Annotated in this window: 9 protein-coding genes; 5 read left to right on the top strand and 4 right to left on the bottom strand. The window is 60.5% G+C overall.

The features are described 5' to 3' along the window. The first annotated feature begins 224 nt into the window (after positions 1–224). Positions 225–569: a helix-turn-helix domain-containing protein gene (locus G5S37_RS03235; protein ID WP_165200791.1), complete on the top strand. Its 345-nt coding sequence runs from the start codon at positions 225–227 to the stop codon at positions 567–569. 100 nt (positions 570–669) lie between these two features. Here G5S37_RS03235 and G5S37_RS03240 read toward each other — a convergent pair whose 3' ends face one another. Then, on the bottom strand, positions 670–1614 hold the full coding sequence (locus tag G5S37_RS03240) for an alpha/beta hydrolase-fold protein (RefSeq protein ID WP_165200793.1): 945 nt from the start codon (positions 1612–1614) through the stop codon (positions 670–672). Positions 1615–1870: 256 nt separating this feature from the next. Here G5S37_RS03240 and G5S37_RS03245 point away from each other — a divergent pair, with 256 nt between their 5' ends. The 3 genes from G5S37_RS03245 (at position 1871) to G5S37_RS03255 (ending at position 10158) form a co-directional block, all read left to right on the top strand. Further along, complete coding sequence (locus G5S37_RS03245; protein ID WP_165200795.1) at positions 1871–8062, top strand: autotransporter-associated beta strand repeat-containing protein; 6192 nt, start codon at positions 1871–1873, stop codon at positions 8060–8062. A gap of 535 nt (positions 8063–8597) precedes the next feature. Beyond that, entirely contained in the window at positions 8598–9473 is an 876-nt protein-coding gene (locus tag G5S37_RS03250) for a DUF4190 domain-containing protein (RefSeq protein WP_165200797.1), read from the top strand. Between the two features lie 124 nt (positions 9474–9597). Then, positions 9598–10158 (top strand): DUF4190 domain-containing protein, encoded by a 561-nt coding sequence (locus G5S37_RS03255; protein WP_276617020.1) that lies wholly within the window; start codon positions 9598–9600, stop codon positions 10156–10158. A 388-nt stretch (positions 10159–10546) separates the two neighbouring features. Here G5S37_RS03255 and G5S37_RS03260 read toward each other — a convergent pair whose 3' ends face one another. From G5S37_RS03260 to G5S37_RS03270, 3 genes are all read right to left on the bottom strand, one after another. Then, on the bottom strand, positions 10547–13105 hold the full coding sequence (locus G5S37_RS03260) for a tetratricopeptide repeat protein (RefSeq protein ID WP_206026290.1): 2559 nt from the start codon (positions 13103–13105) through the stop codon (positions 10547–10549). A 16-nt stretch (positions 13106–13121) separates the two neighbouring features. Next, a complete protein-coding gene (locus tag G5S37_RS03265; protein ID WP_165200801.1) occupies positions 13122–13619 on the bottom strand; it encodes a biopolymer transporter ExbD in 498 nt (165 codons plus the stop codon). Positions 13620–13704: 85 nt separating this feature from the next. After that, positions 13705–14562 (bottom strand): MotA/TolQ/ExbB proton channel family protein, encoded by an 858-nt coding sequence (locus G5S37_RS03270; RefSeq protein ID WP_165200803.1) that lies wholly within the window; start codon positions 14560–14562, stop codon positions 13705–13707. 383 nt (positions 14563–14945) lie between these two features. On the opposite strand from G5S37_RS03270, the gene G5S37_RS03275 reads away from it, so the two are divergent. Further along, positions 14946–16688, top strand: a complete 1743-nt coding sequence (locus tag G5S37_RS03275) for an excinuclease ABC subunit UvrC (RefSeq protein ID WP_165200805.1) — start codon at positions 14946–14948, stop codon at positions 16686–16688. The last annotated feature ends 2 nt before the right edge of the window (positions 16689–16690 follow it).

Raw genomic sequence — 16690 nt, forward strand, 5'->3', positions numbered from 1 at the left:
CGTTGAGTGTGTCAGGCAACGAACGGACAAGGTGACGGCAATGTTTCGTGACTAATACGGTGTATCACACGAACACACACGCCCCCGCCTTCACCCGATGTGAAGGCACTGATGACACAAATGGACGCATGCTCCAGACATTCCGAGGTATCTGCGGTGAGGAATCACCGGGGAATGGCCCGGATCATGCGGACTGAGTGGCACACAAACACCCCCCCCAGTGAATGTCCCGAAAAACCCCCACCTTTAATCTCCTCATAGATCGTTATCGAGAGCAGCTAGAACTCATGTCCATCGGAGCCAAGTGCTCGCAGAAAGTGGTGCAGCCCGCGCGGGCGATGCTGCTTCTGTCGCATGGTCTCACGTGGAAGCAGGTCTCCCAGGCCACTGGTCTGAGTGTCTGCCGCGTGGAGTATTTCCGCAGGCGCTTCGTGTGCCTCGGTCCTCCCGGGCTGGTTGCAGCGCCGCCGCTGAAGCGTACGTCCTCTCTCGCGGAGGCTGCGCCCATCGTGCAGCAGCAGCGGCGGTTGTCGCCGAAGCAGCAGCAACAACAGCAGCGCGCCGCGTAGTTGTCTAACACTGCAACGGCAGGCGAATGAAGCTCGCCTGGAGCTAATCCAATCCCTAACCAGCAGGACAGACATCCTGCTGGTTATAGGGTGCCGCATCTCACTTCGCTGCATCGCTCCACAGCCAGCGTAGCGTCTCCGGCAGCATCATGGCGCCATGCTTGCCGTTGTGCGTGCCTTCACCGAGCTCGAACTTGTAATCCCATCCGGCGAACTTCAGTGCTGCGGCCATGTCCTGGTTTGCCAGAGGCCAGTTGCCGAACTGGTTGTCGAGATCGTTCTTCCCATCTTGAAGGAACACGCGGATGCCGCGGCGCTTTTCCAGCAGCGCCTTCTGCTCCGGAGTGGTATAGCTCGCGTCTGAGACCTTCGGTGCTGTCTTGCGGATGAGGGCCGGATAAATGTATCCGCCACGGATGTTCGTGAAGCTGCCGATATGGCTCACCACTTTGGAGAAGGCATCGGGACGTTCCCATGCCACGGTGAAGGCGCAGATGCCGCCACTGCTGTTGCCACAGATGGCGCGTTCCGCAGCCTTGTCCGTGAGTTTGTAGTTCTTCGCCACTTCGGGAAGAATCTCTTCCATGAGGAACTTCGCATAGGTGCCATCCGGTGTGTCGTACTCAAAGCTGCGATTGCTGCGCGGCTTGCCGTTGTCGAGTTGCGTGGGGAAATTCCCGGGACTGATGAAGATGCCAATCGTCACTGGCATTTGTTTCGAATGAATAAGATTATCGAAGGCGAAGATAGCGTTGTGCGGTCCCGCGAACTTCGGGTCCTCAGGCTTCGCCTTACCTCCATCTTGGAACACCATTACTGCAGCGGGCTTGCTTCCATCATATTGCGCGGGGACATAGATCCACCAGTCACGCACGGTGCCGTCATAGATCTTCGACTTCCATGGTTCCATGGCCACGACCTTCCCGTGAGGCACGCCTTCCTTGGGAAGTGAATCGGGAGTCAGTACATATTGATCATCCTGAGGCGCAGCCAGCAGGACGGAGGAGGTGAGACTAAGCAGGAGAGCGATGAGATGGATGCGCATGGATGGGTTGAATGGATGGCTGAATAGAAGGGTCGTAAAGGAGTTGCTTAGGTGGAACGTGGTAGAAAGTCCTACTCTTACGATTAGTTCCGAAGTGGATTATATGACGTTATCGATAAAGTCCGTGCATAACGCCTAGATAACGCGTTTGCGCTGCAAGTTTTGATACTTTTGAATCGAAATTCTTGCCGTTCGATTTTAGATCGCGCTAAAATATACACCGTCTTTACATCCGAAACGCTCTCCCCCAGCGGACATGCAAATCCCCTACGTGTTCAGGGCTACCGGTGCCCTCCTCCTCGCCGGCCTCAGCTTCACCGCCGAAACCTTTGCCCAGACCACCTACACGTGGGATGGGAGTTCTGATGGCAACTGGGGCACCGCCGCAAACTGGACGGGTAACGTTGCACCTGTGGATGCTGGAACCGCACCGGAGAACATTGTCCGGTTCGACAACAACAGCACAGCGAACCTGCTGACGACGATGAACCTCACGAGCGGGTTCGACTTGAGCCAGATTATCGTCACCAATCCCACAGGCACGATCACGATTCGCGCCGTGAACAACTCAAGTCGTGTCATCGACCTTTGGGCGAATGGTTCGAATCCAACCATCGACATGTCGACAGCGACGCAGGATCTGATTTTTGCGAATCAAGGCTCTGGGACCATGACTCTGAATGTGGCCAACACCAGCCAGACCTGGAACGTGGGTGGCGGACGTACGCTTACCACTTCGGATGTGGATGGCAGTACTGCCCAGATCCTGACGCTGACCGGCGGTGGAACAATCATCCTTGGCGGTACTACTGACAACGCCAGTCTGCGGGTCACCGTGTCGGGCAATACTCTGGTGACACTTGGCAAGACCGCTTCGACTGCCGCCATCCATGCTCTTGGTGGGAATGCCACATCAGTCATCGACAATGGATCCACGATGCGCATCACGGGCACCGGTGGAGACCAGGTCTTCTTCCAGCATGACCTTCAGGTGGACGGTGTGTTTGATTTGAACGGGCAGTCGGAGGGTATCGATGCACTTTCCTCCGCCGCAGGTTCCGCAACCGGCATCATCACCAGCGGCGCAGTCGGCAACGTGACGTTGCGTATCAACGAGAACGGCGCTGGGGGCACCTATGGCGGCATCATCCAGGATGGCGGGGGTGTCGTTTCTGTATTGAAGGCGCACACCGGCACGCAGGTCTTTGCCGGGAACAACACTTACAACGGCTCCACCACCGTTTCGCGCGGCATCCTGCAACTTCTAGGCGCCTCCGGTGCTTTGAGTGGTACCAGCAGCATCATCCTGGATGGAACGGGCGAGCTGCGTCTCGACAGTCGTTCCACCTCGGGCGGGTTTGCCGCGGCGGTGAACAACAACCGCGTTGCGGATGATGCCACGGTCGACATGCGTGGCGGCATCTTCTCCGTCTATGGTGTCAGCACGGCGGACGTCAGCGAGACGGTTGGTGCCCTGAGTATTACCTCGGGCTTCAACGTGATTCGCCTGTCATCCGATACTGTGGCCGGCACCACGACCACTGGCCTCACGTTGTCTGGTCTGAGCCGCAGCATCGGCGCCACCTTGGGTGTCATGGCAGACAACCTCACCGTGGCCACGGATTTTGGCACGGTGACGACCGGTGCTGATGCCGCGTATCTCCGCGTCGTCACTGGGAACATCGCTTCGTCCATGATCTCCGGTGCCAGCGGCACGGGTACGGAGCGAGATATCCTCATCGGCGTCTTCGGTAGCGGAAGCACGACGAATGCGAATGCCAGCGACTTCATGACGGTGGAGAGCGGGATAGGTGGCTATGACTATCTCCGGCCGCTGCTTGCTTCTGAGTATGCCACCGCCACCAGCGGAGAGATTGGGCAGAAGAACGCGCTCAGCACGGCGAATACCACGCTGAACCTTTCCACCGCGTACAATGCCTTGAAGATTTCTGGCGGAGCATTGAGCATCGGGGCGAACAAGACCCTTTTCCTTGGTGGTCATGCTGGTTCCGGCTCGGAAGGCTCGGGCATGCTGCTGATCACAGGGGGCACGGGTATCACCGGCGGATTGACCTCCCTGGCTACCCTCGATTTCGGCGCTCGCGAAGCCATCATCCGTGTCACGAGTGCCACGGCCAACATCGATGCCCACATCACCGGTACCAAGGGCCTTACCAAGTCCGGCACCTCCGCTCTCGTGCTGAACAATTCCAACTCCTTCAGCGGTGCGGTGTATGTCACGGAAGGTACGCTGCAGGTAAAGAATGACAAGGCGCTTGGAGCTGCGGGTGGCCATGTCTTTGTCGGTTCAGGTGGCACAGCGAGCAATTCGCTCTTCCAACTCTCGACGGGCGTGAACATCACAGGAGAGAATGTGACCTTGGGAGTTTCCAATGCCAGCCAGAGCGTGGCGTTTGGCTCAGCCAGCGGACACAATACCTGGGGGGGCGATGTGATTGCGTCGAACACGGGTCTTGGTGGCCGTTCGGATTCCGACAGCCAGATCCAGGCGTCCGGTGCCGAATCCTCTTTGACCATCTACGGCAGAGTGTACGCCGCCCAAGGCGATACGCAGACGGACCTGACCTACTACGGAAACGACAGCAACTTCACCCGGAGAATCAGTTTCTCCGGCAGCAGCACGGGTACCATCAATCTGTATGGCACCTTGTCTGACACGGCCACAGGAGTCTCGGCAACGGCGGTGGATCGCTTGCGTGTGAACATGACGGGCAACGAGCAGCTGAACGTGAATATCGCGAATCAGGTGCAGGTCACCGGCATCTTCCACATGATCCAGGGCTACATGCGCTATGAAGGCACTGGCAACTTCTTCGACCCGACCACCAGCGGCACGGACCGTCTGGTGCTGTTTGACCCCGCTGGTACGGCCAGCCAGATTGCCCTCCTCCTTACCAAGGATGGTCAGAGCTTCTACCGCAGGACGGCCGCTGGAGCCACGGATATCCAGATTGGCAACGGCGGTTCGGGAGTAGGCACCTCGGTGGCGAACGCGCTGATTGGGGGTGAGAACGAAACTGGAGTGGTCACCTTCGGGAGCGGCGTCCAGCACATGGAATTCAATCCCGTGACTGCCGCCGCGGACGTGGGTCGTTTCCGTGACTTGCGTCTCTATGCGCGTCAGGGTGGCGAGGTGGAAATCAAGATGTCCATGAGTGACGACAGCGGCTTCGCGCTCAACAACGAAATCGGCGCGCTGACCAAAGTGGGCCTTGGCACGGTGCGCCTCACGGGACGCAGCGGCGTGAACAACGACCTCGACGGTGGTGTGTATGCTCTGGGCGGTACCTTGCTCCTCGACTACAACACGGTGAACAACGTCAAGATTCAGGCCGCGGAGGGCGCGCAATTCACCACGGCTGGCGGTGACCTGCGGCTGATCAAAGGGAGTGCTGGATCTGGAGCCATAACCGAACTCATGAGCGGCAGCCTCGCAGTGCGCACCGGGGGTTCGGAAATCAGCCTGGATGCAGGGGCGGGAGCGACTCTGAGCTTGCGCCTGGCTACGAACACGGGTGCCACCATCACCCGGCAGAACGGCGGTACGCTGAACTTCGTGAAGAGCGGCCTCGGGACCTCCAGCATCAAGGTGGGTCTCGCGGCGATTCAAAACACCCGCCTCGGTTCCTACGCCACCTTTGGCACGGCCAACAATCAGGCGACCTCCTGGGCTTTTGTCAGCGCCGGTACCAATGAAATCACTTCGTACACACACAGTGCCGGGGAAATCAACACCTTCGGTGCAGGCCTGAATACGGACCTCACCACCTCCAATGTCACCCTGGGCGCCGCCACCACGACAAACAGCATCCGTCTCAACGACAGTGCTGTCACGTCCATTGGGCTGGGCGGAAACCAGCTCACCATCACCGAGGGCGGTATCCTGGTCGGTTCCGGCCATACTGCGGCGTTGAGCATCAGCAACGGCACCATCACCACGGGCGGTACCAACGACCTCATCATTCACAACTACGGCACCGGTGGACTCACCATCAGCGCGGACATCGTCGGCGCCACTCAATCGGTGACGTACGCGGGCACGGGCATTACCACGCTTTCGGGTGCGAAGACCTACACCGGTACGACGTACCTGGTGGGTGGCACGGTTTCCATTGCGTCCGATGGCAGCCTGGGCAATGCGGCAAATGCGATGTATTTCAACGGTGGCACCCTTCAGACCACCGCGACGATGACCATCGCCCGTGGTATCACCATCGGTGGGGATGCAGCCTTCATTGATACGAATGGCGCGGCGAACGTGACCACGCTCTCGGGCGTCATCAACCGCGAAGGCAACTTCATCTACAATGAGACGAATGCCAGCGTCGGCGCCATCATCAATGCCGCTAACACGGACAACGTGGGCGTGGGTGACATCATCAAGACGGGCGCAGGTACGCTGGTCATCTCCGGTACCGCCAACCTCTTCTCCGGTGTGGTGGATGTGCGCCAGGGCACGCTGCAGATCGTGCTCGCGGACGTGACCGCAGCACAGGGGAACCTGGGCACGAACGAATCCTGGCTGGATGGCACCATCATTCGCAGTGGCGCCACCCTTGCCATCAACAAGCTTGGGACCGCGAACATCACCACCTTCGCCGAGTGGATTCGCATGGAGAACAACACTCGAATCAACGTGACCGGCGGTCGCTTTACCACCTCGGGATTGATGGAGGTGCAAGGCGCGCTCACCATCGATGTTGCCAGTGGAGCGCAATTCGACCAGCAGAGCGCTGGCGGTTACATGTTTGGTAACGGGAATATCACCAAGACCGGACTCGGTACCTGGATGCTCCTGGGGAACAATACCCTCTTCACGGGTGCGCTCACGGTGGAGAATGGCATTCTCGGCGCTCGTGGCCAGGGTATGATCACGGGCTCTGATTTTTCGGAGTTGATCACCGTCGGAGGCACCGGCACCACGGCGGAATATCGCCGTTTCTCAGCCAACGAGTTCACCAACAACCAGCTTGTGGAGAATCACAACTTCCTGATCACGGGCACGGGTGTGAAGCGCATCGGTTACGGCAATGGCTCGGTGCCGAACGGTGATGACTTCATCGATTTCAACGGCACCATCACGGTGAACACGGCGGTGGAGCTCAACGTGGATACACCTGGCGGCACGCGCTCCCAGACGGCGTACATGCGGTTCAACAACTCCTTCTTGGGCGCGGCCAATGCCAGCACCCGCGTTGCGGGCGGCACCGGCACCTTCACCCGCACGGGCGTGTTCGAGCTCAACGGGGACAATTCGGCCTGGTCGGGCGGATTCACCGTGGGGAATGCCACTGCTACTCCGCTGAACATGCATGTCCTCCGGCTCGGCAATAACGATGCCCTGAAGTCCGACAACAACGTGACCCTTCTCCACAACAGCACCCTTCAGGCTGGGGGCCGCACGGTGACGGCGGGCAATCTCACAACATCCGGGAACGTGGGCGCAACCTCCAACGAAATTGTCGAAAACGCAGCGCATGCCGACGGCACCATCGCTTTCACCCAGACGACGAATGGCAACTGGGATGCAACCTTCCGCGACGGCACGCCTGTCGGCACGGTCTACGAACAGGACGGAAACACCACAGTGGGCAAGCTGAACATCGTGAAGGAAGGCAGTGCGATTGCCACGCTCACGCTGGACAACCTGTACACTGGCAGCACCACGGTGAATGCCGGTACCTTGCAAGTGGGTTCAGGTGGTTCGGCCACCAACCGCGCGGTGGGTGACACCGGCACGGGCGCTACTTCGAGCGTGCTCACGGTGAATTCGGGTGGACGTGTCGCGGGCACCGGTACGGTGCAGGGTGTCGCAAGCTCCACGACGCACTTCGTGACCGGCACCATCAGTCCCGGTGATATCGTCAGCGGCACTTCGACCACCGGTACCCTTGATGTGGTGGGCAATCTGAATGTGTCCGGCGGCACCATCCACCTCCAGGCGGCGAACAATACGACCAACGACAGCGAACTCTCCGTGTATCAGACTGGCACGGCAGAGTACTCACAGCGCATCATTGATGGCATTTCGGAGTGGGAGTCGTCGGCCAATGGTACCACCCGCGGTGATCACGACATGCTGAACATCGATGGCCAGCTCACCCTGGACTCGAACTCCACCGTGAACGTGGAGTTCCTCACCTACCTCGCGAGCGCGGGTGATATCTTCGACTTGATGGACTGGGTCGGCTCGCTGGGTGGCAGTTTCGATGTGGGCGCGAACTTCCGCAACGGTGGCAACGGCGGCGGGGATCTCTACCTTCCCACCCTCTCTGCGGGCCTGGTGTATGACCTGTCTCGTTTCAACACCAACGGCATCATCATCGTAGCCAACGTCGGCGTGGTGCCGGAGCCTGGCCGCGTGTTGCTGCTGATGCTCGGCGCCACCTCTCTGGTGCTCCGCAGAAGACGCCGCACGGTGAGGTAAGGCTGGTTCAGGTGATGATGTGCAACGGGGGCCGGACGGAAGTCGCGGGCCCTCTTTGTTTTCTTGGAGGGACGCATGAACGTCACGACGCCGAATGCCTTGGACTGCGGCAGCCTGCTGCCGCTTTTCTAAAGTGCAGCCCGCTGCACGTTTCACCGCGACGAAGTCGCCAACCTCTTCCGGACACATCACGCTACGAGTGAGTGTCGCCATCGCCACAGCAGGCTGTGGACCCTTCAACGCGGCGGCAGGCTGCGCGCAGTCCAAGGACGCTGCGCGTCACAGCATCCGAACTATTCGTAGATGTTGGCTCGCGAGCAGATGGTAAATTTTGCCTCCCGCCTGCCACGGGACGTTATCCATGGCGCGACGACAAAAAGCGTTATGGAGAGCACAATAACGCGTGATGAGTGCAGGGGAGACTGCGGGTATCTTGCCTTTGGTTTCGTTTCCTCCCTACGGAAACACGCCTGGACCTGTAGGGTGTATCCGTTCTTTACTTGACGCCCTTATCGCGAAAACCTAGCGTCGCGCGATGCATTACCATGTCGCACGTGATGGCCAACAGTTGGGCAGGATCTCCGAAGCCGAACTGAAGGCCGGCTTGCATGATGGACGTTTTCTTCCCACCGATCTCGCGTGGCGGGAGGGCATGTCCGAATGGACTCCCATTCGCGATCTGAATCTCGTCGCGAATGCAGAGGTGGTGGTGCCGAAGATTGCCGTGAGTGCCCCGAGAGCTGCGGTGGCGGCATCTGCGCCGGCGTTTTCTCCTTCAGGCCCGAGCGGAGGCGCGCCTGCATTTGGTCCGGCTGTGCCGCAGGGTGGTTCAGGCCTGGCGACGACCTCGCTGGTCTTCGGCATTGTGTCCCTCGTCACCTGCTCGCTGGCCGGCATCGGTGCGCTGGTGGCCATCATCACCGGGCATATGGCGCTCGGGCGGATCGATCGCTCCAGAGGAGCCATTGGTGGGCGGGGCAAGGCGAAGGCAGGCTTGATCATGGGGTATATCTCCCTTCTCCTTGTGGGCATTGCGATCGTGGCTTCGCTCGCTGTGCCTGTCTTTGCAAGAATCCAGGAGAAGGGAATCGTCAAGAAACAGATGAATGACGCCAGGCAAGTGCATGTGGCCTGCCTGATCTACGCTGCGGAGAACAGCGGCAAGTATCCCGCCACGCTTGAGGAACTGGTGGAAAAAAAGATGTTGGACGCCGCGCTGCTGGACGGCCTGGATGACGTGAAGCCCACGGGGTGGGAGGGTGAGAAGGGATTCGACTATCTGGGTGCCGGCAAGAATGACACCGCGCTCGGGGAGACGCCCATCCTGGTGAGCAGGAGTGAAGGCAAGAAAGGCCAGAGGATAGTGGTCCACCACGACGGGTCGGTGGCGGAGGAGAAGTTGGAAGAGTGACCGGCCACGGGTACGACGTGACCGTGGACATCGACGCGAACAGCAGTGCCGCAGCGTTGGCGGTGCTGCTGGGATTGTGCTAGCATCGCCCTACTTTTAGCAACCGCACCGCACTCGAACTGTCATGCAATACCACGTGGGCAGAGATGGACACCAATTCGGCATGTTCACCGAAGAGGAGATTGGGCAAGGATTGCAGAGCGGGCGTTTTCTCACCTCGGACCTCGTGTGGCGCGAAGGCATGCCGCAGTGGAAGCCGCTGGTTGAAGTCTTTGGCTTTGCTGCTGCGGTAGCACTCAGCGCGCCCATGGTCTCCGTTTCACCCGGCGGACCGCTGCCGGCCAACTTCTTGCCGAACCCTGCAGCCTACCAGCATGTGGGAGTAGGAGTGATGCCCACGTCCGGCCTGGCGATTGGCAGCATGGTGGTGGGCATCATTTCGCTGGTGTCCTTTTTTGCCTGTCCCGTCGGCGTGTTGCTGGGCCTGCCCGGCGTGATTTGTGGCCACATGAGCCTGTCGCAGATTCGCAGCTCTGGAAATCAGATACAGGGCAAAGGCATGGCCATTGCTGGATTGGTCATGAACTACGTGGCGATGGCGATTGGCGCGGCCATCCTGCTGTTCTTTGTTCTCTTCTTCGGCATCGCCGCCGCGAGCGCGGCGGCAGGTGGGAAGGGGCTGTGAGGAGGATGAATGGAGTGATGTGGGGCGAAGACATGAGAGGCGTTGCCGATGGCTGATGGTGCTGAACAGCCCATGGTCTTCGTCTTCGTTTAGCGACCATGTTCACCATGCTCTTCAAGGTAAGCGTCTCTTCATCAATCGGCGGTAGGGATGCGCTCCTGCGCGTCCGTCTTTAGGCGGGCGGAGGTGGTGCGGAGTGAAGGGGTGAAACCAGCTTGCAACGCTGCATCTACCCACCGCCTCCGCCCGCTATTCACGGACGCGCGGGAGCGCATCCCTACCGTCCATTTTTTGAGAGGAGCGTTGGCGTCCTGAGTCGATGGTACCTCAGGGGCTCAAGCGCACGGCTTCACATTCACATCACCACTGACGCAGTGATCGCCACCACCTACCGCGCCACTTCCTTTTCCTTGAGCTTGTACTCGGGATACTTCGCCTTCAGCTGTTCGCGCAGGGCGTTGGCCTTTTCCATTTCGCCGAGTTTCTCCAGCGCCCTGGCGGCTTTCGTGGCGGCTTCGGGAGTGATTTCGGGGTCCACGAAGAACTGGCTGATGACGATGTAGTTTCCGGCGGAGTCCTTCCAGCTGGCGGCAGCCTTCTCCTTGTCGCCGTTCTTGTCATAGGCATCCCCGATGGCGTCGGCGATGTCACCGCGCAGCATCTGCAGGCGCGCGTTGAGCCTTCCTTCTTTCACCTTCTGCAGGGCCTCACCCACATGCTGCATGGCCTGGTCGAAGTGGCCGAGTTCCTTGAGCGCGGCGGCCTTGTAGAGGAGGGCTTCTGCCCAGCCGCCGCCATCCGGTGTCTTCGCGAGGTAGAAGTCGAAGTACTTGATGGCGTCCTCGTACTTGGAGTTGTTGAGCTCTGCCTTGCCGAGGTAGTTCCACACGGCGGCATCGGTATTCGCGGGCTCCTGCGGCGTGCTGGCCATGCCCAGGTAGCGCGCGCTGGCGGCGTAGTTCCCGCGCTCGAAGTAGCGCACGCCCAGCAGCAGCAGCGTGTTGGGCGAGACGGAGGCGTCCTTGCGGGCTTCCAGGTAGGTGTCCACTTCCTTCGCCAGCCCATCGAGGTCTTCACGCGCGGCCTGGATGGCGATGAGCGTCTGGCTTGATTTGTCCAGGTACTCCTCGCGGTTCAAGGAGATGGATTTGCGCAGGGGTTCGAGGGCCTTCTCGTAAAGGCTCTTATCCTTCAGGTCAAAGTAACCGCGTCCGATGAAGTAGTAGGCCTCAGCAGCGGCGCCGGAGTTGGGGAACTTCTGCACCAGTGCTTCGTAGTCGGCGATCATGCCCTTCACGTCGCGCGTCTGCATCTTGATGCGGGCGCTCTGGAAGAGGGCCATCTCCACGGCGGGGCTGTTGGGATGCTGCTTGAGGATGGTGGCGAAATCCGCCAGCGCACGGTCGTTGGCGCCCACTGCCTTGTAGGCCACGCCACGCTGCGCGAGGGCCACGGGGATATTCGGGTCGTTCGGATAGTCGCTGATGAAAAGATTCAGCGTATTGATGGCGTCATTGCTCTTGCCGGACTCCGCCTCGGCGAAGCCCTTCTTGTAGATCACGCTGCTGCGCACTTCCCTCGGCGCGCGCTTCACATCCACGCCGACAAACGCCTCGGCCGCCTTTGGGTAGTCCTGCTTGGAGAAGTACCAGTCGGCGCGAATCAGGCGCGCCATCTGTAGGTACTCGTGCTTGGGGTACTTGGTGGCGTAGCGTTCCTCGAAGCGCTCGGTGAAGAGCGGCAGGTCCTTGTCGTTGAGCTGGAAGAAGCACAGCAGCTTCTGATAGCCGGCATCGAGGGCCTCCGGAGACTCCGGGTGATCCTTCTCGATGAGCAGGAAGACCTCCACCGCCTGGCGGTACATCTGCTTCTTCTTGTACGCCGTGCCCACGATGAGGAGTTGCTTGGGCCGGAGCTCATCCGGCAGCAACAGGGTGGAGTGCTCCGTGTAGGTCCTGATGGCGGCATCCAGATTCCCGCTGACGTAGTTCGCCTGCAGGGTGCCGAAGACGGCCATGGCCTTCAGCTCACCGGGGAGGTCCTTGTTCGCCAGCGCCTTTTCGAATTGCTTCAGCGCCTCCTCCGGCTGCTTCATCTCATTGAGCAGAAGACCGTAGCGCACCAGAATCTCGCCCGAGGTCTTGTCATCCTTGCTGTTCGCGAGGATTTGCTTGTAAGCAGCAGCGGCTTCCTCCTTGCGCCCGGCCTGCACCGCGAGTGCGGCGAGTTCCTGCAGGGAAATTTCGATTTCCTTTTGCAGGTTCGGGTTCTTTGATGCGGCGACAATCTTGAAAGCGGCGAGCGCCTTGTCGGCCTGCCCGGCATATTTCAGGCTCAGCCCCTTGTTAAACGTGGCCGCCGTGCGCACCTCGGGATTGGTGGACTGGCGTTCCGTGATTTCGAACCAGCTCGATGCGGTCTGGAATTCGCGACTTTCATACGCATACATGCCCAGGCGATACGCCGCGGAGGAGGCGCTCTCGGACTTGGGATGGTTCAGCATCACGTCGTTGTAGGCGGCGATGGCTTCCTTGCGCAGGTTGGTCTTGCGCAGGCATTCCGCCAGGCGGAACCGGGCCTCGGAAGCGTGGCGGCCATTGGGGTACAGCCGTACGTAGTCGGCATACGGCTTCAGCGCGATCTTGAAGTCGCCCTGGCTGAAGGCCAGCGTCGCATAGTCGAAGAGGTCTTCATCCGGACCGGCGGGGCGGTTCGGGTCCACCACGGGCTGCGCGCGTACGGGGGCAGGAGCGGCGGGCGCGCCATTTTCATCCACCGGCACGGCACGCACCGGATTGGAGGGTGGCTCCTCCACCGGGATGGCACGGGGTGCACGCTGCTGCGCCAGCGTCATGGAGGCCGGAAGGCCCAAGGAGGCAGAGGCCACCAGGCACAGGGTCCATCGCCGCACGTCAGAGTTCATCACCAGCCTTGTTGAAAATTCCATGAAGCAGTCGTTCAAATCAATTCGTGGGTGCTGGGGGAGCAGGCACCGATGCAGGGGCAGGAACGGAAGCGGACCCGGGCGCGCCGGGGGCACCCTCGTCTTCTGGTGGTCGCGTAGCAAAGGATACGTTCCAGATGCCTGCTTTTCGGCAGACATCCATGACTTTGATGGTGTGCTCGTAGGTGCTGCCCTTGTCCCCACGGTAGATGACCGCCTGGTCCTTGTGCACACTGGCGATGAGCTTGAGCTTTGCCAGCAGTTGCTCCTCGTTCATGGTGGCGCCTTCCACAACGATGGTGCCGTCCTTGCGCACGTTCACCACGATTTCGCCCACCTGCCGGTTGGTGCTCACTTGACCCTCATCCGCGGCGGGCACCTTGATGCCCATTTCCGTCTCGCGCTGGGAGAGGTTCATCGTGATGATGAAGAACAGGAGCAGGAGCAGGAGCACGTCAATCAGCGGCGCGAGCTGCAGCGGGATGGGCTCGATTTTGCTGACGTTGCGGAACTTCATCGGGACGGGGGAGTGGGGCGGCGAAAAGGAAAGAAAACGAAGGGTGGGACTTGGACTCTGAAGCAGTCGATTGCTTCACTCTTTGTCACATCGCCTCACCATGGGAGGCCGCGGGCATGCGCGAGGCCACGGCGCGGGCGGCGCGCTTATACTGGGCTGCGAGCAGGGCCATGAGGTGCGTGCTGGCGGATTCCAGTTCGGAGACCAGACGTTGCGCTTTGCCACGCATGAAGGCGTAAATGATGAGCGCGGGAATACCGATGATGAGGCCCGCTGCCGTGCAGTACAGCGCCTCATACACGCCCGTGGCCACGCCTGCCGCCTGACCGCCGGCGAACTGCGTGCTGGAGATTTGATTGAAGGAGGTGATGAGGCCGAACACCGTGCCCAGCAGACCCATCATGGGGGAAATGGAGCCCACGTCACCGAGGTACGAGATGCGCTGAAGAATGAGGCTCGCCTGACGGCTGCCCTCCGCCTCTGTCACCTCACGCACTTCATCGAAGCTGGCGGTGGGGTTCTTGGTGGCGAAGTCGAGCGCCTTGGCCGTGACCTTGGCCACGCATTCATTGCGGCGGTTGCACACGGCCAGCAGGCCCAGGTAGTCCTGCTTGCGGATGAGGGCGTCCGCCGAGTTCATGAAGGCATCGCTGACCACGGCATTCTGCCTGATGGTGAACAGGTTGAAGAAAATGAGCATGAGCGTCACCAAGGACAGCACCACCATCGGGTAGAAGAGCAGGCCCATCTTGCGCTTCACCTCGCTGATGCCGTTGGCGTCTGCGTGGCTGTGGCCTTGGGGGGCGCTCTGCGCTGGGGCTGCGCTGATGGTGGGCTGATTTGAAACCGAGCCGCCTCCTGCAGGAGCCGTCTGTGCAGGAATCGTGGCCGCGGCTCCAAAGACAAGCCATGCCGCGGTGACAATGAGTAAAAATGAGCGCATCGGGCGGAAAAGTAGGGGGTCGTGGGGGTTTTGCAAACCTTTAGGATAGGCGAGGGAAAGGGGGTGGCAGGGTCATGGGATTCAACACAGAGTCATGGCGTATCTGGCCGTTGGCATTTCAACACAGAGACACGAAGACACAGAGCCACGGAGGAGAAGAAAGGAAGCCGGGCGGAAATCGGGGATTGGGCGGGCTGCGACGCTCATCATTCAAAAAATTCCTCTGTGCCTCCGTGTCTCCGTGTTGAAATCCCTGACTCCAATCTTCCCACCGCAGCACCCGTGCCGAAATGGGCTGTCTGGGCGTACATTCTGAGTGTATTCTGTACGTCGCAGTACGCTCGCTTACTGCCGTCCCGTCTCGCCCGCCCTCACCCCGCTCCATGTCTCTTTCCCGGGAAAAGCCCGACCTCCAGAAGAAGCTGCACGACGTGCCGCACCAGCCCGGTGTGTACGTCATGCGCGACCGCCTGAACCGCCCCATCTACGTGGGGAAGGCCCGCGACCTGCGGAAGCGGCTCAGCAGCTACTTTGTCCCCTCCAACGTGCGCCGCGCGGACCTGAAGACGAAGGCCCTCATCGACAGCATCTGGGACTTCGAGACGCACCTGGTGCGCAACGAGGCGGAGTCCCTCTTATTAGAAGGCCGCCTCATCAAGGACTTCCGCCCGCGGTACAACATCAGCTTCCGCGACGACAAACGCTTCCTGCTCGTGAAGGTGCAGATGGCCGACCCCTTCCCCCGCTTCGTCCTCTCGCGGCTGAAGAAGGACGATGGCGCGCGGTACTTTGGCCCCTTCGCCCACAGCGGCGCGCTGCGCACTACGCTGAACTGGATGAACAAGCAGTTCGGCCTGCGCGTGTGCCGCCCCATGTCGCCGAATGAGAATGACTACCGGCACTGCAGCAATGACATCATCAAGAACTGCGCCGCCCCATGCATCGGCCGAGTGACTCCGGAGGAGTACCGCGCCCGCGTGGAGCAGGCCTGTGATTTCCTCGGGGGCAAGTCCCGCGACCTCGTCACCGCGCTGGAGGAGGAAATGCGCAAGGCCGCCGAGCGACTCGACTTCGAGCGTGCCGCCGAGCTGCGGGACATGATTGAGGACTTCAAGAAGACGCTCAAGCCCACGCGCAGCTTCGAGCGCGGCGCGCGTGCGAAAGTGGTGAGCACCCTCGACCCCATGGCGGACGTGTCCGAGCTGCAGGAGTACCTGCGCCTCGACCGCCCGCCGCTGGTCATGGAGTGCTTCGACATTGCAAACATCGGCACCGCCCACTGCGTGGCCAGCATGGTGCGTTTCAAGAACGGCGTGCCGGACAACGCGAACTACCGTCGCTATCGCATCCGCATCGTGAGCGGGCAGAACGACTTCGCCGCCATGAGCGAAGTCGTGCGCAGGCGGTATTCGCGTATTCTCTTGGAAGGAAGAGAGCGCATGGGCGCGGAGGGAGCTGACCTGAGTCAGGAAGACCCCCTCGAAGCGATGCGTCGCTTGGAGGAGGAGGCTGCCTTGGCAGACGGTGACATCGAAGCGGGAGATGAAGCCACTGGGAATGAAGGAGACACTCCCTCCGATGTGTCCTCTGAGTCCTATCTTTCCTCTGACGCGCCTGAGAGCTCAAGCAGCAGCAAGAGTAAGAGCACGAGCAAGGGCAAGAGTTCCCACAAGACCCAGTTCGTGCGCCTGCCCGACCTCGTGATCATCGACGGCGGCAAGGGCCAGCTCTCCTGCGCCATGGAAGAACTCCAGCGCCTCGGCCTGCATGAACTGCCCGTCATCGGCCTCGCGAAGGAAGAAGAAGAGATCTACCGCCCCGGCATCGACCAGCCCCTCCGCATCCCCCATGACCGCGGCGCGCTCAAGCTACTCCAGCGCATCCGCGACGAAGCCCACCGCTGGGCGAATGGCTACCACCAGCTCCTGCTGCGCAGACGCGTAGAGGAAAGTATTCTCGATGACTGCCCCGGAGTCAGCCAGACCCGGAAGGCAAATATCCTGCGCGTGTTCGGCTCCGTCGCCCGACTCCGCCGCGCCACCGTGGAAGAAGTCGCCAAGGTCCCCGGCATTGGGAAAGGCCTCGCGGAGGAGATTGTGAGGTTCTTGAAGGAACGTGAGGGGTGAGG

Source organism: Roseimicrobium sp. ORNL1 (assembly GCF_011044495.1).
In the GTDB taxonomy this organism is placed as follows: Bacteria; Verrucomicrobiota; Verrucomicrobiia; order Verrucomicrobiales; family Verrucomicrobiaceae; genus Roseimicrobium.